The sequence below is a fragment of the Ruegeria sp. CDSA033 genome, from assembly GCF_059612305.1.
Genome location: NZ_JBXWQI010000014.1, coordinates 26,487 through 46,446, shown reverse-complemented (window position 1 = coordinate 46,446; position 19,960 = coordinate 26,487). Strand labels below are relative to the sequence as shown.

Genomic DNA, 19,960 nt, shown 5'->3' with positions numbered 1-19,960 from the left:
GCAAAGGAAAAGCCAAAGTTGAACACGCCAGCGCATCTTTTGATCGGAGCTGCCGCCTTTGCCCGCCCAGCCCAGGGACGTATCCTGTGGGCGGCTCTGTTGGGTTCGCTATTGCCGGACCTGTCGCTTTACCTGATGGCGGGCACGTCCCTTTACGTGCTTGGGATTCCCGCAAGCGTGGTCTTCGACCAGCTTTATTTTTCCGACGGCTGGCAGACCGTGTTTGCTATCGACAATTCCTTTGTCCTTTGGGGGGGTGCCTTGCTTGTCGGGGTATGGATGCGCTGGAAGGTCTGGACCGTTGGGGCGTCCGCCGGGTTGCTGCATCTTTCGATGGATTTTCTGCTGCATGCCGGGGATGGGCGGCCGCAGTTCTGGCCATTCAGCAATTGGGTGTTTCACAGCCCCGTCAGCTATTGGGACAGCACGCATCACGCTTTGTGGGTGACACCAATTTCGGCCGTGCTTTGTGTCGCGTGTTACGCCGTTTTGTGGCGTCGCGGCATGCCCATCTGGGCGAAAGCGTTCTTTGCCGTGCTGCTGATGGCCGAACTGTGGGTCGCGCGGCAGTGGCTGTTGTTCTTTTGAATGATAGCATAAGAATAAGAAAAGCGCGCTCCCAGCTAGGGAGCGCGCTTTTTCATGCGAAAGTCACCTTGGATCAGGCGGCTTCTGCTTGTTGGGCCGCGTTGCGACGTTCGCTTTCTTCACGCGACAGCGCAACCGAGGTGCGCACACCACGTCCAACGAACTCCATCAGTCCGCCAACAACGCGCTCATTCGGGTCGATACCCGCGCAGGACAGGACCTCGCGACCATCACGAGAGCGCGCCCAGCGGGCGATTTGTTCCGGACCATTGCCATATTTTTTGTCATCGGCAATAGCGTCATCCAGCGCAGCCAGTACGACAGCCGCGAAAAGTTTGCGTGCACGATTGCCTTGCTCGTTGTTAAAGGCAGTGCCGTCAACGAAATCTCTCATCTCGTCTTCCTTGTTGTTCTTGCTCTTGCATTTTCGGCGTGACGGTTCTTATGACCGATTAAGTGCGATTCGGATACACTTAAAATGCATAGTTGCGTTGCGTCATTTGCATAGCTTGCTGCAGGTGCAGCACTAAGTCTCGTCATCTTGTCAGGTGTGTTCCCGCCAGATATAGGAGCGGGAACTGACGCATCAACCGTTTGTGAAGGATTTAAGTCATGCCCAAGATAAATGGGAACGAAATTCGCCCCGGAAATGTGCTTGAGCATAACGGCGGGCTATGGGCCGCTGTCAAAGTTGACCACGTAAAGCCCGGTAAAGGCGGTGCTTTTGCACAGGTCGAACTGCGCAATCTGCGTAATGGCTCGAAGTTGAACGAGCGGTTCCGCTCGGCTGACAAAGTGGAACGCGTGCGTCTTGAGCAGAAAGACCAGCAGTTTCTGTACGAATCTGACGGCATGCTGGTTTTCATGGATTCCGAGACATATGAGCAGATCGAATTGCCTGCGGAACTGCTGGGCGAACGCCGCCCGTTTCTGCAGGACGGCATGACAATTGTCGTCGAATTTTATGAAAGCGAGGCTCTGAACGCCACGGTGCCTCAGAAAGTGACCTGCAAGATCGTTGAGACCGAGCCTGTGGTCAAAGGTCAGACCGCCGCGAATTCGTTCAAACCGGCCATTCTGGACAACGGTGTCAAAGTCATGGTGCCGCCATTCGTCGGTCAGGATGAGATGATCGTGGTGAACACCGAAACCATGGATTATTCCGAACGCGCCTAACCACGCGTTTGCCAGAGTAAAGAAAAACCGCGTGGACCCGTGCCGCGCGGTTTTTTTTGTCAGTTGCCCCGTCTGATTTGGCGATACCGTTCGGGGTTGGGGCCGAACAGTTCAAGCATCAGTTCATACTTGATGCGATTGGCGCTGACCTGCCGGTAAAAGGCGATCAGGAATGCTGTGGGGCCTTGAATGCGGCTGAGGCCGCTTGTGGCGGCGACCACAGTGCCGACATCTGTTTTCCCGTTCAGAACCAAATAGCCGCCCAACATCAGGACGCCGACCGTTCCGGCTCCGTTTATGACGCTCAGTAGAAACTTGGCCGAAAGCTTCCAGATGAACATCTTGCGCCGTGTTTCATAGATCTCGTCGAACTGCGCCTCAACCTCGCGCGCGATTTCGTTGATCCGCTCGACATTCAGCTTATCGTTGGCTCCGCGTAATATCCGGACACGTTCGGCGACAAACACGTTCACCTTGCGTTGGGATACCAGCACGATGATGATCTGCGGCACGATCATCGAAAAGGCGATCATGCCCAGCCCCGGTTGTGTTGACGAGATATAGCCGATCACACTGATCAGCGTGCCGATCTGAACGACCGGGTCCGAGAAAGCGCCGCCCGCGAATTTCCCCAGCTCTTCCGCCTCGGCTGAAATCGCCGTGGTCATCGTGCCCTTGCGCATGGTTTCGCCCGAGACATTGATATCTGAGGCACGCAGCAGCAGCCTTTGGCGGATCATGCGGATCAGATCTTCGCCCAACGTTCCTGCGCGATAGCTCAAAAGCCACTTTAGGGCGAGGCTGAGTAGGATGACGGACATCATTCCAGCACCCAGGTAGATCAGCTTGTCCGTAGTTACGTCGGCAGAGGTCAGGTGGTTGATAATGTCGCGCTGAAACTCCAGCGGAACTGCAGCCAGACCCGCGATTGCGATGGACAGAACGATAAGGATGATCTGCCGCCCGGCGCTGGCGCGCCAGATTGCCCTGTATAGCTGGAACATACGTGCATCCGGATTGCTGAATTCAAACCAGTGTGACAGCGCACTTGGCTATGTTCAAACCACACCAATTCAGTCGGTTGCTCAGCCGTGCCGGTTCGGCAACACGTTAAGTGTCTAACTGTATGGTGGCGTCACCGGCCTGCATGTCGTTACCTACGCGGTCCAATCGCAAATAGGCGATGCCGCGGCCATTGGATTGGGTGAACAATGTACCGGCCGGTTTTCCGCCAAAAGTAATTGCAGTTCCAACCGCCGCAGACCCAGCGACGCTAACGCTGCGCAGACCCTTGCGCAGTTCAGTCTTGTGTTTCATCCGCGCGGTGACTTCTTGCCCCACATAACAGCCTTTCTTGAAGTCCAAGCCGTTTAGCGCCTCGAACCCGGCCTCAAGGATATAGCTGTCGGGGGTCAGTTCGATTCCGGTTTCCGGAATGCAGTGTCGCACGCGGATTGCCTCCCAATCGGTGCCGTCATCGCTTTCCGCACCCGCTGTATAGGCCCGCCAGCCCATATCCGGGTGCCGTGGGTCGGGCAGGGCACCTTCGGGCGCAGGGCCAGTGCCGCGTTGCAGGTTCAGGCCGCTGTCTTCGATGCTGACATCTGCACGCAGCTTGTACATGCCCAACCGTTTGGCAAATCCATCGGCAAGGACTTCGGCAACATCCAGCAAAACCGCGTCACCCTCGCGCTTCAGGAAGAAGTCCGCCAGGTACTTACCTTGGGGGGTCAGTAGGGCGGCGTAGACCAACCCATTGTCCAACCCGGCAATATCGTTGGTGATCAACCCTTGGAGAAAGCTGTCGGTGTCCGAGCCGCTTAGGCGCAATATACGGCGGTTGGGCATCTGGGTTGTCCTCGTCTTTTCCTCGGACCTCGTGATATAGGAGTTTCCGCTGCCATGACCAGAGGGTTTCCGCCGTGCCTGCGCCGATTAGCATCGTTATCCCGACCCTGAATTCGGACGGGAACCTTCCCGCGACCCTTGCAGCCTTGATGGAAGGCCTGCATGCGGGGCTGATCCGCGAATTGATCGTCTCGGACGGAGGATCGGCCGATCAGACTTTAAAGATTGCGGATGAGGCCGGGGCTGAGATCGTGACCGGGCCGCCTTCGCGCGGGGGGCAATTGGCCCGAGGATGCGCCGCAGCCAAAGGGGACTGGCTGCTTGTTTTGCATGCCGACACAGTTTTGCAAGCGGGGTGGGGTAAGGTTGTAGGCGACCATCTTTTCACCGGAACCCCGGCGGCGTTTCGTCTGGCGTTTCGGGCGTCAGGCTTTGCGCCGACATGGGTGGCGTGCTGGGCCAATCTGCGCAGTCGTCTGTTTGGCCTGCCTTATGGCGATCAGGGCCTGTTGGTACCGAGTGAGATGTATCGAAAGGCGGGGGGCTTTCCTGATCAACCCTTGATGGAGGACGTCGCTTTGGTCCGCAGCCTGCGTGGCATCACTTTGCTGCCCAGCCGGGCAGTTACGAGCGCGGATCGCTATGAGCGTGCGGGCTGGTTGCGTCGGGGAGGGCGGAACCTGTGGACTCTGACGCGGTATTTACTGGGGGCAGATCCTGCGAAGCTGGCGCAGGACTATCGGCGCTGAGCGACGCGCGCAGTTCGACCACGGATTTGCCCAGCCGGAAAGGCGCCGCGAAACTGACCAGACACAGCGCGATGATCTGCAGCACAAGTATATGCGCATTGTCCTGCAGATATTCCCATTCGTCCTTCAACTTGCCGACCTGTTCCACCAGATCATCATAGCTTTGCGCCAGGATCAGATAATCTCCGGCAATCGCGGGAACCTTGCGGCGCATGTTGTCGATCGCGGCCTGTGTTATGTCGTCCAACGTGGTAAAGACTAGGAACTGATCGATGTCGAACGCATCAGCCTTGTCGGCCATTGCGCGCATTTCGTCCTGTTCGTCTTTTGCCTGACTGCCAAACAAAAAATGCAGCCCCTGTAGCGGCGCGACCTCATTTGTGACTGCGATAAACAATGGCAGGTCGGCATTGCTGGCGGTTGAGGCCGACAGGAATTCGACCTTTTCGCACAACACTTCGGTATCCGGGTCAAAGGCCGGGTCGCAGAACCGCAGCCGGAATCGCGCGGCATCGCGGTCAAAGGCCAGCCCGGCGGCGTAAGCGACGTCTATCTGGCGATCCAGCCGTGAGCTATCCGAAGTGTAAAGCCCGGCCAAAACCGCGACTAGAGCGCCAACGCCACCCAGCACAACCCAGACGAGGTCCGCAAGTTTCCAGGCACGATGCCCGGCGGGTTTACGGAAAAGAAAGGCGGTGCCAATCAATCCAATCAGAAAGAACAGGATCAAAAGCGGCAGTTGGTTTTGGGTCACGAAACTCATGCCTTCAAAGTGACGGCCTGCCATGCGGCTGGCAACACTCCTCACGCTCAGTTGTTCCGTTTGGGTGCTAAAAAGCCGTTATGAGCCCGAGCTTTGACCGAACTTCCGGAACAGTTTGGTGCGGTCAAAAGCCTGTTCCAGCTCATCCGTGCGCTCTTTAACCGAATCCCACAGCCTTTCCTGTACTTCGGCGATGACGCATTCCATCAAAACCAGAATGGCTGCCATGGAGTCCCACGCGGACGGAACGGCGATGCGTGCAGCAAAAGTGTGTTTGGCCAGCCGATGAATGGGTGAGCGCCATTGATCAGTGAACAGGACGATTTCGGCCTCACGTTCATGGCACAGCTGGCCGATCAGCAGAGACGCGTTTTCATATCGGCGGACATCCAGCGTCACCAGCACATCATCTTTGCGTATGTCCAGCAAGTCATGCGTCCACGATGCCGCAACGGGCAGCAGTCGGACATCCGGGCGGATCATCTGCAGGTGCAGGTACAGGTATTGTGCCAGCGTACCGGTAATGCGCCCGCCGGTAATGAAAATGCGCCTGTTGGGGTCACATAACAGATTGCAGAAGCTGTCGAATTCACCGGGGTCAACCTCATCAATCGTGCGTTTCTGATTGGCGAGAGTCTGTTGGGAATACCGGTTCAGAATGTGTTCTTCGGGCAGGTCGTTCTGCCACAGGTCACGTTTTGCGACCGGCCCCGAGATCATCTCTTTCACCTCACCCCGCAGGGCGGCCTGAAACTGCGGATAGCCGTCAAAGCCGGTTTTCTGCAGCATCCGTGCGACGGTCGTGGTGGAAACCGAGGCCGTGCTGGCCAGTTCGGTAATACTGCCAAGGCCGGCCATGGGGTAGTCGTCCAGCAATACACTGACCAGTTGCCGCTCGGATGGGGTCATCTTGTCTTTGTGGGCCAGCAGCCTGTCCGTCACCCGCACGCGGCGTTCCTCCTGCATCTTTTCGATCTTAGTGTGAATAATTTTTCAGCAAGATCAAGAGTGGTGAAATTTGTACAGGAAAAATATTGACAGGTTAAGGTCTCATGTGGAAATTTTTCCACACGCATCTTAATTGGAATCGCAAGGCGGTATTTTGGACTTCGGAACAGTCGTTCACACGGACACAGTAGATGGTCCCCTTTCGGTAATGCTGGTCTGCGAACACGCGTCCAGCCGCATTCCCGCGTTTTTGGGTGATATGGGATTGCCTGTGGACGCGTTGCAAAGCCACATCGCGTGGGATCCGGGGGCATTGGCCGTGGCCAAGCTGATGGCGGCACGCCTGTCGGCACCGCTGGTGTATGGCGGGGTGTCCCGGCTGGTCTATGACTGCAATCGCCCTCCTGAAGCCGCAGGGGCCATGCCGGCGCGCAGCGAGGACTATCAAATTCCAGCGAATGTCGATCTGTCCGAGGAAGAGCGCGAAAGCAGGATTGAGAGCATCTACCGGCCCTTCAGCAGGGCGCTGTCTGACCTGATCTCCAAAAATGGGGATACGCTTGAACTCATGGTGACAATCCACAGCTTTACGCCAGTCTACCATGGTCAGACGCGTGAGGTGGAACTGGGCATATTACACGGGGTGGATGACCGGTTCGCCCGGGCAATGATGACGACAGTACCCGCCGACCAAACCTATGAGACTCGGTTGAATGAGCCGTATTCGGCGGCGGACGGGGTCGCCCATACCCTTGACACGCAAGCGCTGCCGAACGGGCTGTTGAACGTCATGATCGAGATCCGCAATGACTTGATACAAACGCCCGAGCAGCAAGAGGCGATGGCCGATTGCCTGGCGTCATGGACCGCGCGGACCCTTGCAGATTTTCAGAAAGGGGGCGCGGCGTGATCAAGGCGATGGCGTCATATGTCCGGATCGTCGATGCGGTCAACTACCGGATCGGACGGGTCATGATGTGGGGCCTGTTCGTGATGATGGGCATCCTGCTGTGGTCCTCGATCTCGAAGACGTTTTTCGTGCCATCGCATTGGACGCTGGAAATGGCGCAGTTCGCGATGGTGACCTATTACATTATGGGCGGACCGTATTCGATACAGCTGGGATCGAACGTCCGAATGGACCTGTTTTATCACAACTGGAGCCCGCACCGTAAAGCCTGGTTCGATGCCTTCACCGTTCTGCTGCTGATCTTCTACCTGGGGGTATTGTTTTATGGCGGGCTTGGGTCGACGGCCTACAGCCTTGGCTATTGGGGCGATGAACCGGTCTCCTACTTTTTTGGACTGTTGACAGGCAGTGAGGAAATTGGCCGGCTTGAACGCTCATCAACAGCGTGGCGGCCGTATATCTGGCCAGTAAAAACCATCATGGTGTTCGGCTTCTTCCTGATGCTGCTGCAGGCGATATCGGAATTCTTCAAAGACATAGCCCGGATCAACGGGCAGGAAATCGGGGTCGTGCGGGCATGAGCCAGGAATATATCGCCATCTTCATGTTCGCATTGATGATGCTGATGCTGTTCACAGGTCAGCGGGTCTTTGGCGCGATTGGCGCGGTGGCTACCATTGCCGCGCTGGCGCTTTGGGGAACAGGCGGGCAGGACATCACGTTCTCGGCCGCGATGAAGCTGATGAAATGGTATCCGCTGCTGACGCTGCCGATGTTTATTTTCATGGGGTATGTGCTCAGCGAAAGCCGACTGGCGGATGACTTGTATAAGATGTTCCACGTCTGGATGGGGCCTATCAATGGTGGTCTGGCCATCGGCACCATCGGTCTTATGGTGCTGGTCTCGGCCATGAACGGCCTGAGCGTTGCAGGTATGGCCATTGGCGCGACCATTGCGCTGCCGGAACTGCTTCGGCGCGGCTACGACAAGACGATGGTGACCGGGGTCATTCAGGCGGGTTCTAGTCTTGGTATTCTGGTTCCACCCTCGGTGGTTCTGGTCCTCTATGCGATGATCGCGCGCCAGCCTGTTGGGCAACTGTGGCTGGCGGGGATTATCCCGGGTCTGCTGATGGCTGCGATGTTCATTCTCTACATCTGGATCCGCTGCCGCATTCAGCCCGAGCTGGGACCCGCAATGGAAGACGCGCATGAGGTGCCGCGGGCCGAGAAGATCCGGCTTCTGGGGGCAGGGGCGCTGCCGCTGATCATCTTTGCGGCCATGATGGTGCCGTTTGTGAATGGCTGGACGTCACTGGTTGAAAGCTCGGCGATCGGAGCGCTGACCGCTCTGGCTGTGTCCGTCATCAAGCGCCGCATGACCTGGAAGATTTTCGAAGACTGCACCAAGCAGACGTTGGCCATTTCCTGCATGTTCATGTGGATCATTCTGGCCGCGCTGGGCTTTGGGGCCGTATTTGACGGTCTCGGCGCGGTGAAAGCCATCGACAATCTGTTCACCGATCAACTTGGCTTGTCGCCCTGGATGATCCTGATCCTGATGCAGCTAAGCTTTATCGTCATGGGCACGTTCCTGGATGACACGGCAATGCTGGTCATCGTGGCACCGCTTTATGTCCCGCTGGTCGGCGAGTTGGGCTTTGATCTGATCTGGTACGGGGTGCTTTATACGATCACGACGCAGATCGCCTATATGACGCCGCCCTTCGGCTATAACCTGTTCCTGATGCGCGCGATGGCCCCGCCCGAGATCACCCTGCGGGACATCTATGGTTCGATCTTTCCTTTTGTCGCGGTGATGGTGCTGGCGCTGACAATCATCATGGTTTTCCCGGAAATCGCACTGTGGTTGCCCGGGTATGTCTATGGAAATTAACAAGAATGCTCGGTGAACGGGCACAGAAACTTTAACGGAGAGGAATTGACATGACGACAAGACGTAAGTTTCTGAAAACCGCTGGGGTTGGCGTTGCTGCCGCACCGCTGGCGACGCCTGCCTTGGCGCAGAACACGATCACATGGCGGATGCAGACCTATGCAGGTCCTGCGCTGGCCGAGCACGTGATTGATCCTGCGATCAAGATGTTCAACCAAATCGCCGGTGACCGGATGCAGATCGAGCTGTTCTATGCTGATCAGCTGGTCCCGACGGGCGAGTTGTTCCGCGCGATGCAGAAAGGCACCATCGACGCGGTACAGTCGGACGACGACTCGATGGCATCGCCTACCGAAGTAACTGTGTTCGGTGGCTATTTCCCGTTCGCTTCGCGCTATTCTCTGGACGTGCCTGTGCTGTTCAACCAGTGGGGCCTGAACGAGATCTGGGACGAGGAATACTCCAAGGTCGGCGTCAAGCACATCAGCGCCGGAGCATGGGACCCTTGCCACTTTGCGACCAAGGACCCGATCAACTCGCTGGCGGATATGAAGGGCAAACGCATCTTCACCTTCCCGACGGCGGGGCGCTTCCTGTCTCAGTTCGGCGTCGTGCCGGTAACCCTGCCGTGGGAAGACATCGAGGTTGCGGTTCAGACGGGCGAACTGGACGGTATCGCTTGGTCGGGCATCACCGAAGACTACACCGTCGGCTGGGCCGATGTGACCAACTATTTCCTGACCAACAACGTGTCGGGTGCCTGGGCGGGTCACTTCTTTGCCAACATGGATCGCTGGAACGAACTGCCCGAAGATCTGCAGACCCTGTTCAAGGTTTGCTGTGATCAGTCACATTACTACCGTCAGTGGTGGTATTGGGGTGGTGAGGCCAACCTGCGCGTCAACGGCACCAAGATGCAATTGACTTCTATCCCGGACGAAGAATGGGTAACCGTTGAGGAAGCCGCCGTGAAGTTCTGGGACGAAGTGGCAGCCGAGTCCGAGACCAAAGCGAAAGTTGTCGACATCTTCAAGCGTTACAACGCCGAGATGCTAAAGGCTGGTCGGCCCTATCGTTACACCTAAGAAACCCTTCTTCCCGACGCGTGGGGCACCCCGTGCGTCGGGATTGGACATCAATAAGCGACATCATTTATGCTCTCGTCTGTTCCAAGAATAGAAAAACAAAACCGGAAGCACATTTGTGCGCACCGGTCAGACGAGGTGTGAACATATGGCTATCGCGAGCTTTTTGATTGAGATTTTTGCCGCAACCATGTTGCTGCTATTCGCCGTACGCTTGGTTCGTACCGGTATCGAACGGCGCTTTGGTGCGCTGTTCCAGTCGATCCTGACACGCCACTCCAACAGCTTTGTTGCAGGGGGGGCTGGCATGGTTCTGGCCACGATCCTGCAAAGCTCGGCCGCCGTTACGGTTTTGCTGACCGGTTTCGCTGCGGCGGGGATGGTGACGTTTGGGATGGCGCTGGCGGGTGTTCTGGGCGCGGATTTGGGCGCCGCTTTAGTTATTCAGGTTCTGTCCTATGATCTGGGCTGGCTTCAACCCGCATTGCTGGCGTTGGGCGGTTGGCTGTACCTAAAATCCGAACGGTCGAATGTCCGGCTTATGGGGCGGATCGTTCTGGGCGTCGCCTTCATCCTGATTTCGCTTCAGTTCTTGCGCGAAGCAGTTGAGCCGATCCGCGAAAGCGCGTTTTTGCCCGCAATCGCGGGGTATCTTGAGACCGATTATTTCAGCGCCTTTATTGTCGGCGCAGTGCTAGCCTTCGTCATGCACAGCTCGGTCGCGACGATCCTGATGTGCGTGGCCTTGGTTCAGATCGGTGCAATTCCCTTTGCCGCCGGGTTGTCCCTGGTGCTGGGAGCAAATCTGGGTTCGGCCTTTATTCCAATGTGGCTGACGCGCGATATGACCGTCTCGGCCCGGCGTATCCCTCTGGCCAACCTTTTATTGCGGGGAAGCGCGGCGCTGGTAATGCTGATCGTCGTGAATGTTGGCGGGTTGCACGAGGCGCTATTGGTGACGAGCCCGGCGCAGTCTCTGATTTTTGCACATATCGGATTCAATTTGGCTGTATTCCTTCTGGCCACGGGTTTCGTGAACCAGTTGGAACAGCCGATGGCCGTTCTGATGGCGGAGCCCAAAGCCGAGGCCAATGCGCTGGATCAGTTTTCGGATGCGCTGACACCGCTGGGGGACCCCAGCGGCGAAAGGGCGAGCGTTGCGATGTCCTCGGTGCGTCACGAGCTGTTGCAGATGATCACGCAGGTCGAGCGTATGTTCCGCCCCGTTTTGGATATCTACGAACAGGATGACAGCGACGCGATTTCCGCGCTTTGGCAGCAGGATGAGCGGGTCAATACGCAACTGACCGAGATCCGCCGTTTCGTCGCGCGCATGCCGCGGCAGAATATGAGCAAAGGGCAGATCAAAGCCGCACGAGGGTTGGTCGAATATGCCATCCGTCTTGAAGCTGCGGGCGATGTCGTCTCGAACCGGATGACCCGGACGGCCCAGATCAAGCACACCGAACGTTCGGAGTTCTCAGCGCAGGGCTGGAAAGAGCTGAAGGATTTGCACGCGGCCATTCTGGAAAGCTTCTCGCTGGCGCGTCACGTGCTGTTGGTGGACGACATGGATTGTGCCCGCCGGCTGGTGTTGGACAAGGCCGAGGTCAAGCGGATGTCCCGCAATAGCCGCAAGGCGCACCTCAAACGGTTGGAGCGGGGTCAGACTGAGAGTTTCCAGTCCTCCGATCTGCATCTGGAAACGCTGCGGTCCATGCGGGACCTGCACGGGCATATCGCCGCCATCGCCTATCCGATCCTCTACAAAAGCGGTCAGGTTCTGGAAACGCGGCTGGTGATGGAAATGGAAAAAGAAGCCAACGATGACTGATGGCGGGTAAGTGAAACCGGGGTCTCTGTAAGTGACAAAGGATACCAATGATGGGCAATGATGCGATTTTGGCCGATCTGAAAGCCAAATTCGAGGCGGGCGAGGTCGACACGGTGCTGGTCTGCATGGTGGACATGCAGGGCCGCCTGATGGGTAAGCGGTTCCACGCAGGCCATTTCGTGGCGGGCGCATGGGAAGAGACACATTGCTGCAACTACCTGCTGGCCACAGATCTGGAGATGGCGACACCCGACGGCTATGCCTCGACCAGTTGGGAGCGGGGTTATGGCGACTATGTCATGAAGCCGGACCTCAGCACTCTGCGCCCGGTGCCGTGGCTGGAAGGCACGGCGATGGTGATGTGCGATGTGCTGGATCACCACACCCATGATGAGGTTCCACACGCGCCTCGGTCTATTTTGAAGAAGCAGGTCAACCGGCTGAAGGCCATGGGCTATGACGCGATGTGCGCCACCGAGCTGGAGTTTTTCCTGTTCGAAAAGAGCTTCGATGCGATCCGCAAGGAAGGCTTCCGCGATCTGGAGCCGATCTCGGGCTATAACGAAGATTATCACATCCTCCAGACCACCAAGGAAGAGCATGTGATGCGCCCGATCCGCAACCATCTGTGGAACGCGGGGATTCCGGTTGAGAATTCGAAAGGCGAGGCCGAGACCGGGCAGGAAGAGCTGAATATCAAATACGCGCCGGCGATGGACACGGCCGAGTACCACTCGATCGCCAAGAATGCGGTGAAAGAGATCGCCTGGCAACACGGTCACGCTGCGACGTTCCTTCCAAAATGGCATCACGACAAGGTCGGCAGTTCCAGCCACGTGCACCAATCGCTATGGGCGGACGGCAAGCCAGCATTTTATGATGCGGATGATGCGTTGGGCATGTCGGCGCTGATGAAAAACTATATGGCTGGTTTGTTGAAATACGCCGGTGACTACACCTATTTCATGGCGCCTTACATCAACAGCTACAAGCGGTTCATGAAGGGCACATTCGCGCCGACGCGGATTATCTGGTCGGTGGACAACCGTACGGCTGGCTTCCGTCTGTGTGGCGATGGGACGAAGGCAGTGCGGGTTGAGTGTCGTATTCCGGGCTCAGATATGAACCCTTATCTGGCGATGGCTGGCATGTTGGCCGCCGGGATTGCCGGTATTGAAGAAGGCCTGGAACTGCAGCCGCCAACCACCGGTGATGTCTATCAGGGAGACACCGGCATGATCCCCGGCAATCTGCGGGCAGCACGGGATGCGTTGCACGGGTCATCGATACTGCGGGCTGCTATGGGCGATGAGGTGGTCGATCACTATACCCGTGCGGCGGAGGTCGAGATCGAGGAATTCGAGCGGGTTGTGACGGATTGGGAAATTGCCCGAGGGTTTGAGCGGGCTTGAGATTGGGTCCGGCTGGGGGCTTTGCCCGCCGCCATTGGCGCTCGAACCAATGGCGCACCAAGGGCAGCCTCCAGGATATTTGTGGCTAGATGAAGCAGGGATCCTGTTTCTTTCGGAATTGGAGTGGATATGGGGCAGATGTTGAAATGTGTCTCGCCGATCGATGGATCGGTTTTTGCTGAACGTGAGGTGTTGTCACGGGATGCAGCGTTTGAAGCGGCAGTGCGATCGCGGGCGGCACAGGCAGAATGGGCGGCGCGGCCGTTGCAGGAACGTATCGATCTTGTCATGGCCGGAGTGGCTGCGGTTGGGGCGATGAATGACGAGATTGTGCCCGAGTTGGCGCATATGATGGGGCGTCCGGTACGTTATGGCGGCGAGTTCGGCGGCTTTAACGAGCGTGCGAGCCATATGGCTCAGATTGCCGAGGCGTCTCTGGCTGATATCGCAGTGGGGGAAGATGAAACCTTCAAACGCTATATCAAGCGCATTTCGCATGGCGTGGTCTTTGTGGTGGCACCGTGGAACTATCCCTACATGACCGCAATCAACACAGTGGCCCCGGCGCTGATCGCGGGGAACACAGTGATCCTGAAACATGCCACGCAAACGCTGCTGGTGGGCGAGCGCATGGCGCAAGCGTTTCATTCCGTGGGTGTGCCCGATGATGTGTTTCAGAATGTCTTCCTGAGCCATGACGTGACCAATGACCTGATCGCAGGCAATGCGTTCGACTTTGTGAACTTCACCGGGTCAGTAGGGGGCGGTCAGGCGATGGAGCGCGCGGCTGCTGGGACATTCACCGGTGTTGGCACCGAGCTGGGTGGCAAGGATCCGGGCTATGTCATGGATGACGCTGATCTGGATGCAGCGGTCGAAACGCTGATCGACGGTGCCATGTTCAACTCGGGCCAGTGCTGTTGTGGGATTGAGCGGATTTATGTTCACGAAAGCCTTTATGACGACTTCGTCGCCAAGGCAGTCGATGTGGTGAAAGGCTATAAGCTGGGCAATCCTCTGGACAGCGATACAACGATTGGACCAATGGCCAATGTGCGCTTTGCCAAAGAGGTGCGCGCGCAGATCGCCGAGGCTGTTTCGGCCGGGGCGGTGGCTCATATCGACACGTTCCCCGAGGACGATGGTGGGGCCTATCTGACACCGCAGATCCTGACCAACGTCACCCATGACATGCGGGTGATGCAGGACGAGAGTTTCGGCCCCGTGGTCGGCATCATGAAAGTGTCCTCGGACGACGAAGCCATCGCCTTGATGAATGACAGTGAATTTGGTCTGACCGCCAGCCTGTGGACCCGCGATGTAGAGCGGGCTGAGCGCGTGGGCGATGCGATCGAAACCGGAACCGTGTTCATGAACCGTGCCGATTATCTGGATCCGGGCCTTTGCTGGACCGGCTGTAAGAATACCGGCCGCGGCGGCGGTTTGTCCGTCATTGGCTATCACAACCTGACACGTCCTAAATCCTACCACCTGAAAAAGGTCACGGGCTAAGGGCACTGGCCTGTCCGGTACTGACCCCCTCGGCCGGGCAGGTCTCAAATCACAAAGGAATCCTGACATGTCACTTGTTGGAAACTGGTCTTATCCGACCGCAATCAAATTCGGCGCGGGCCGCATCAAAGAACTGCCTGAGGCATGTGCCGCCGCTGGTATGCAAAAGCCGTTGCTGGTCACCGACAAAGGGTTGGCCGATCTACCGATCACCGCGGCGACGCTGGATATCATGGAGGCCGCAGGGCTGGGGCGCGGGCTGTTCAGCGATGTGGACCCGAACCCGAACGAAAAAAACCTTGAGGCGGGGGTCGAGGCCTACAACGCGGGCGGCCATGATGGTGTGATCGCTTTTGGCGGCGGTTCCGGCTTGGATCTGGGCAAGATGGTTGCCTTTATGGCAGGGCAGGCGCGCCCGGTTTGGGATTTCGAGGATGTCGGCGATTGGTGGACACGCGCGGTTTCGGATGTCATTGCGCCGATTATCGCTGTGCCGACCACAGCCGGGACCGGGTCCGAGGTCGGGCGCGCCAGTGTCATTACGAATTCCGAAACCCACGCGAAAAAGATCATATTCCATCCCAAGGTGCTGCCGACCGTGGTGATCTGCGACCCAGAGTTGACGGTTGGTATGCCCAAATTCATCACGGCGGGCACCGGTCTTGATGCATTTGCGCATTGTGTCGAGGCGTATTCCAGCCCGCATTATCATCCGATGAGCCACGGCATTGCGTTGGAAGGTATGCGGCTGGTCAAGGAGTACCTGCCACGCGCCTATGCAGATGGCACGGATATCGAGGCCCGCGCGCAGATGATGAGCGCGGCAGCGATGGGGGCGACCGCCTTCCAGAAAGGCCTGGGCGCGATCCACGCCATGAGCCACCCGATTGGCGCGGTTTTCAACACTCACCACGGCACCACCAACGCGGTTTGCATGCCCACAGTGCTGGAATTCAATGCCCCAGCTATCGCTGATCGGTTTCAGTCGGCGGCGGCCTATCTGGGAATTGATGGCGGCTTTGATGGCGTCCGCGGTTTTGTCCAGTCGTTCAACGACGCGCTGGGTATCCCAACCAGGCTGTCCGAACTGGGTGTGACCGAAGCTGCGATCCCGGAACTGGTGCAAGGTGCGATCATCGATCCGTCTTGTGGGGGTAACCCAATCGAATTGACTGAGGACAATCTGACCGCTCTGTTCAAGGCTGCATTGTGATCGGTCTTGCTCTGTGCAAGTAACGAAACCGGCCCGTATCTTGGGCCGGTTCTCTCTGCGCGAAAGGTTCGGAAGTGACTCTGTTTGTCATCGCCATCATTTTGACGGCTGCGTTGCTGCATGCGGTGTGGAACGCCATCGTCAAAACAGCCGCCGACCGAACGACCACTTTGGGTCTTGTCGCATTTGGGCATGTCATCCCTGCAACGGCCATGGTCTTGCTGCTGCCGCTGCCCAGTGCTGAAAGCTTTCCATACATCCTGATCTCGACCGTCGTGCATTTTGGGTACTACTACATGCTGGGCAAAGCCTATCAGCATGGGGATCTGAGCGTCGTCTACCCGATCGCCCGTGGTATCGTGCCTGCGTTGGTCTCGCTCTGGGCGATGATACTGGTGGGCGAGGTGCTGCCACTGCAGGCTTGGGGCGGGATTGCGCTGATCGCGCTTGGTATTCAGCTCAGCAGTTGGAGTGCCTTGCGGTCCGGCGTCGGGCGCTGGGCGCTGTGGTTTGCACTGGGTACGGGGTTTTGCATCTCGATCTATTCAGTTGTGGACGGCATCGGCGTGCGGCTGTCGGGCAATACGCTTAGCTATTGGGCCTGGGGCGCGTTTCTGCACCTGTTCATTGCCGGGTTCGTCGGCATCAAAAAGCGGGACACACTGGCCAGCCTTCCAGCAAAGGTCTGGATGATCGGTATCCTGGGCGGGCTGGTGTCGATGACGGCCTATGGTCTGGTGCTTTACGCCAAGAATTTCGCACCACTGGGTGCGGTTTCAGCATTGCGCGAGACCTCGGTGATCTTCGCTGCGCTGATCGGGTTTATCTTCCTGCATGAGGGCAACTGGATGCGTCGCCTTGGCGCGGCCCTACTGATGGCCGTTGGCGTTGCCCTGATCGGTATGTCCGTCTGACCCCGACGGCCTTGCCGCGCGCGCCTGTCGTCTCGCATAGTGGGGGCGAGTGACGAGAGGGCGTTTTGATGACCAAAGAGATTGTTCTGATCCACGGGGCCTTTGCCGGACCTTGGTGTATGGCGGACTACGCGGGTTTCTTCCGCGCGCGCGGCTGGACCGTGCATACTCCTGCGCTGCGCTTTCATGGTGGGGACCCCGAGGCCGAACCTGACCCCGGACTTACGGATACCAGTGTCGCGGATTATGCCAATGACATAGCCGAACTCGTGCAGAGCTTGGACAGCAAGCCGGTCATCCTCGGCCATGCCATCGCGGGCGTGGTGGCGCAGCAAGTGGCCGCGCGCGGGTTGGCCAGTGCTATTGTCCTGATCAACCCGAACGCGCCGTGGGGCACCTTGCCCGAAACCGACGATGAGCGCGCCATCCCGCGCGCGCTGATGGAGGGCGGGGCGTTCTGGAAACAGCCCATGCATGTCGAGTTCGACCTGATGGCCCCCTTTGCGCTGAACAAGATGCCCGAGGCGCAGCAGCATGAGGTGTTCGACCAGCTGGGTGCAGAGAGCGGGCGGGTTATGTTCGAGATGTTTTTTTGGATGTTCGACGATCAGCATGCGATGAAGGTTGATATCGACAAGGTCGACTGCCCGGTGCTGATCGTATCAGGCACCGAGGATCGCGCCGTCAACCCAAACACCTGCCGTGCGCTGGCCAATCTGTACGGGGATCGCGGAACGTTTATGTCGGTGGAAAACCACGCGCATTTCTTGTTCATGGAGCCCGGCTGGGAGCATCCCGCCGGCCAGATTGCAGACTGGCTGGAAGGGGAATGTGGGCTAGAAGGCCCGACCTTTCAGTTCAGCGATTGACCTGAATACCGCTCTCCGGTTTCCACTTCATGACACCGTCGCCGCTTTTGATACACCGCAGAAGGTGTTCTTCGCGCGTACTGGACGTTTCGGTCACGGTGTTGTTGCCAGAGATCACAACAAAGGCGTCCACCGAATAAGCGAGGCCGTTGTAATAGCAGAACCGTAACTCTGCCCCGACCGGAATAGGCGATGCGCCGATCAGCGACTGCTGCGCGCTTGCCTGACTGGCCAGCAAGGCAAAGGCCAGCCCGAGGGTTACTGATTTCATGTCGTCCTCCCGTTCGAAAAATTTGTTCGTTCAAATTGGGTCTTGGACGCTCGGATCCTCAGAATTTGTTCTTGGATGACAATTGCGCGCAAGTTTGAACGGGATCAACGGGTTAGGCAAGGGGATTATGGGGAGCCGTGTGGTGATGGTTCGCCCTATCCATTCCGTGTTTGATGCGAAGCATCAAGCACTAGGTTGCCCCGCCCGCATAAGTGTACGAGCATGCTGGATCGATTTAAATTCGACTTGCAAAAAAGGTGCAACGAAGTTGTCGCTATTCGCAATCTAACTTTCTGAGCCTGTTCCAGTAGCTTAAATCCACGCTCATTCTCAGAAGCGACTTCATCTTACCAGTCCATGATATCTCGAAGTCGTATTCCTTTATCTCGTTGTCGTATGATGTATTGAAAGACTTTCGCTTTATTGACACTGCGTAAGGGGCGGGATCAAACCCCGAAGGCGTTAATTCCGGAACGGAAACACGATAGTAGTTATTGAGGAATTCCTGAAAGGATACAGGTTCTCCAGTCCTTATGATTTCCCATTCGTGCCAAGTTCTCGCAATATCACATTCGTCGATAGGCTCGATTACCCAGTCACGAGGAATGGCGGCCGCAGACACTGCAAGGCCACCTAGTACAACGAAAAAAGCGATTTGAACTGTTTTTCTGCTAGCCAACTGCTTTTCAAAAGTCCTTATAAGCCGATTTTAGGCAGGAATATTGTGCTCTATAGAGAATTCTCAAACATCCAACTCCTCCACAAACCGCGCGTTCCCTGCGTGTTTTGAAGCCGCGAGTCGGGTTTGATGCTCGCCAGAGATTCGATCATATGCTCGTGCAATTTTACTTTATCTTTTGACGTTATTATTTTCATACAACGCGTTATGAAGCGACGCAAAGGCACTTCCGCGATCGACAGGTGAGGCGTTGAACAAGATGACAATGGTCTCTCCGTCGGAGAATCGAAATATAGCAGTAAAAATACCCTGAAGGCCGCCCCAATGGGTCAGGTGCTGGCCGTTTTCCTCTGGCCACACATGCCATCCTGAAGCATAGAAATCAGTGTTTTCATCATGGGTCGCCGTCGCCTCAAAATGGGGTTGAGGGACCGAGGCGAAATACCAGATCGCTTCGGCTGTGCCGATTGCCCCGCCAGCGATACCCAGCCCCAAAAGCCAGTTTTGATCAGCCTCAGAATCCAACACGCGGGTCCAGCCATCGATGCCAAATTCCCAATTGGGTCCGACGGCACCTTCGAGATGGATATCGGCGACCTGCTGCAAGGCGTGTTCGACAGTCATTCCCGGCGTGCTGGTTATCAGGTTGCTCAGAAGGCAGAAACCAACATTCGAGTACGCCGTTTTTCTGTTAGGCGCGTGATCCAGGGGCATGGTTTCCCATACGGTTTGGGCCACTTCGGGGCAACTGGCCGACAAATCGAGGCCGAGGCGTTCTGGAGCGAAGATCGGATCGTAGCTAACGTTTTTGTCAAACCCCCCCGTATGCGCCAAAAGTTGCCGGGCCGTAACCTGAGAGGATCGCGGATCAAGAGGCGGGGGAAGGTTGGCTAGCTCGGCTATTGGACGCTCCAGGTCGAACTGACCGCGTTCCTCAGCTTTGATCAAGGCTCTGGCCGCAATGGGTTTGGTGAGCGAGGCTAAACGAAATGGCTGGTCAGGCTGCATAGGAGTATTCTGAATTGGATCGGAAACACCGAATGCCACGATTTTAGGGTCCGCACGCCATGGGCCATAGGCCAGCACAGCACCAGGAATATTGTGGATGTGAAGAAATGAGTCGACAATTTCTTCAACAGTGGCTGGCCTGCGACGATGATCCGCCTGCAGTGCAATCATACCAGCAAGAAAAAGAATAGCGGCCGCCCATCGCAGCCTTGCCTTACGTGACCCCAACATATGGCCCCTGCATTGCTTGTTGATTTATGAGACCATTTTCCTGATTGGGTTTA

General features: G+C 57.0%; 19 protein-coding genes and 1 pseudogene. 13 read left to right on the top strand and 7 right to left on the bottom strand.

All coding sequences use genetic code 11. From position 1 onward, the window contains the following. The first annotated feature begins 18 nt into the window (after positions 1–18). On the top strand, positions 19–588 hold the full coding sequence (locus tag AC2FLA_RS16795) for a cobalamin biosynthesis protein CobQ (RefSeq protein ID WP_496723684.1): 570 nt from the start codon (positions 19–21) through the stop codon (positions 586–588). A 73-nt stretch (positions 589–661) separates the two neighbouring features. Here the strand turns inward: AC2FLA_RS16795 and AC2FLA_RS16790 are convergent, their stop codons facing one another. Continuing rightward, the gene (locus AC2FLA_RS16790) at positions 662–982 is read right to left on the bottom strand and encodes a DUF6280 family protein (protein WP_008757056.1); all 321 of its coding nucleotides are present in this window, start codon (positions 980–982) and stop codon (positions 662–664) included. Between the two features lie 218 nt (positions 983–1,200). Here AC2FLA_RS16790 and efp point away from each other — a divergent pair, with 218 nt between their 5' ends. Next, positions 1,201–1,764, top strand: coding sequence for an elongation factor P (efp, locus tag AC2FLA_RS16785; protein ID WP_058274164.1), 564 nt, complete (start codon positions 1,201–1,203; stop codon positions 1,762–1,764). Between the two features lie 59 nt (positions 1,765–1,823). Here efp and AC2FLA_RS16780 read toward each other — a convergent pair whose 3' ends face one another. Then, the gene (locus AC2FLA_RS16780; protein ID WP_496723682.1) at positions 1,824–2,768 is read right to left on the bottom strand and encodes an ABC transporter transmembrane domain-containing protein; all 945 of its coding nucleotides are present in this window, start codon (positions 2,766–2,768) and stop codon (positions 1,824–1,826) included. Between the two features lie 106 nt (positions 2,769–2,874). After that, a complete protein-coding gene (gene ygfZ / locus AC2FLA_RS16775; RefSeq protein WP_496723680.1) occupies positions 2,875–3,612 on the bottom strand; it encodes a CAF17-like 4Fe-4S cluster assembly/insertion protein YgfZ in 738 nt (245 codons plus the stop codon). Between the two features lie 74 nt (positions 3,613–3,686). Here ygfZ and AC2FLA_RS16770 point away from each other — a divergent pair, with 74 nt between their 5' ends. Beyond that, a complete protein-coding gene (locus AC2FLA_RS16770; protein WP_496723678.1) occupies positions 3,687–4,361 on the top strand; it encodes a TIGR04283 family arsenosugar biosynthesis glycosyltransferase in 675 nt (224 codons plus the stop codon). A gap of 7 nt (positions 4,362–4,368) precedes the next feature. Here the strand turns inward: AC2FLA_RS16770 and AC2FLA_RS16765 are convergent. Beyond that, positions 4,369–5,124 (bottom strand): annotated as a pseudogene (locus AC2FLA_RS16765) (hypothetical protein); the annotation flags it as partial. A gap of 78 nt (positions 5,125–5,202) precedes the next feature. Further along, positions 5,203–6,090 carry a MurR/RpiR family transcriptional regulator gene (locus AC2FLA_RS16760; protein ID WP_108860251.1) on the bottom strand — a complete coding sequence of 296 codons (888 nt, stop codon included), beginning with the start codon at positions 6,088–6,090 and terminating at the stop codon, positions 5,203–5,205. 136 nt (positions 6,091–6,226) lie between these two features. Between AC2FLA_RS16760 and AC2FLA_RS16755 the strand changes: the two genes are divergently transcribed. The 10 genes from AC2FLA_RS16755 to AC2FLA_RS16710 all read left to right on the top strand — a co-directional run bounded on the left by AC2FLA_RS16755 (position 6,227) and on the right by AC2FLA_RS16710 (position 17,718). Then, positions 6,227–6,982, top strand: coding sequence for an N-formylglutamate amidohydrolase (locus tag AC2FLA_RS16755; RefSeq protein ID WP_496723676.1), 756 nt, complete (start codon positions 6,227–6,229; stop codon positions 6,980–6,982). Beyond that, on the top strand, positions 6,979–7,563 hold the full coding sequence (locus AC2FLA_RS16750) for a TRAP transporter small permease subunit (protein WP_282119896.1): 585 nt from the start codon (positions 6,979–6,981) through the stop codon (positions 7,561–7,563). Before AC2FLA_RS16755 ends, AC2FLA_RS16750 begins: the two co-directional genes overlap by 4 nt. Continuing rightward, positions 7,560–8,879 carry a TRAP transporter large permease gene (locus tag AC2FLA_RS16745; protein WP_058274158.1) on the top strand — a complete coding sequence of 440 codons (1,320 nt, stop codon included), beginning with the start codon at positions 7,560–7,562 and terminating at the stop codon, positions 8,877–8,879. Before AC2FLA_RS16750 ends, AC2FLA_RS16745 begins: the two co-directional genes overlap by 4 nt. Positions 8,880–8,929: 50 nt before the next feature. Continuing rightward, a complete protein-coding gene (locus AC2FLA_RS16740) occupies positions 8,930–9,964 on the top strand; it encodes a TRAP transporter substrate-binding protein (RefSeq protein WP_058274157.1) in 1,035 nt (344 codons plus the stop codon). A 148-nt stretch (positions 9,965–10,112) separates the two neighbouring features. Further along, entirely contained in the window at positions 10,113–11,798 is a 1,686-nt protein-coding gene (locus tag AC2FLA_RS16735) for a Na/Pi cotransporter family protein (RefSeq protein WP_496723674.1), read from the top strand. A 50-nt stretch (positions 11,799–11,848) separates the two neighbouring features. Continuing rightward, positions 11,849–13,210 (top strand): glutamine synthetase family protein, encoded by a 1,362-nt coding sequence (locus AC2FLA_RS16730; RefSeq protein ID WP_496723672.1) that lies wholly within the window; start codon positions 11,849–11,851, stop codon positions 13,208–13,210. Positions 13,211–13,339: 129 nt separating this feature from the next. Continuing rightward, the gene (locus AC2FLA_RS16725) at positions 13,340–14,722 is read left to right on the top strand and encodes an aldehyde dehydrogenase family protein (protein WP_496723671.1); all 1,383 of its coding nucleotides are present in this window, start codon (positions 13,340–13,342) and stop codon (positions 14,720–14,722) included. A gap of 67 nt (positions 14,723–14,789) precedes the next feature. Next, positions 14,790–15,935 (top strand): iron-containing alcohol dehydrogenase, encoded by a 1,146-nt coding sequence (locus AC2FLA_RS16720; protein WP_496723669.1) that lies wholly within the window; start codon positions 14,790–14,792, stop codon positions 15,933–15,935. Between the two features lie 74 nt (positions 15,936–16,009). Beyond that, entirely contained in the window at positions 16,010–16,849 is an 840-nt protein-coding gene (locus AC2FLA_RS16715) for an EamA family transporter (protein ID WP_496723667.1), read from the top strand. Positions 16,850–16,917: 68 nt separating this feature from the next. Then, the gene (locus tag AC2FLA_RS16710; protein ID WP_496723665.1) at positions 16,918–17,718 is read left to right on the top strand and encodes an alpha/beta hydrolase; all 801 of its coding nucleotides are present in this window, start codon (positions 16,918–16,920) and stop codon (positions 17,716–17,718) included. Here AC2FLA_RS16710 and AC2FLA_RS16705 read toward each other — a convergent pair. Continuing rightward, complete coding sequence (locus tag AC2FLA_RS16705; RefSeq protein WP_496723663.1) at positions 17,708–17,989, bottom strand: hypothetical protein; 282 nt, start codon at positions 17,987–17,989, stop codon at positions 17,708–17,710. The two genes, AC2FLA_RS16710 and AC2FLA_RS16705, sit on opposite strands and share 11 nt — an antisense overlap. Before the next feature lie 850 nt (positions 17,990–18,839). Continuing rightward, positions 18,840–19,847, bottom strand: coding sequence for a serine hydrolase domain-containing protein (locus tag AC2FLA_RS16700; protein WP_496723661.1), 1,008 nt, complete (start codon positions 19,845–19,847; stop codon positions 18,840–18,842). Between the last annotated feature and the right edge of the window lie 113 nt (positions 19,848–19,960).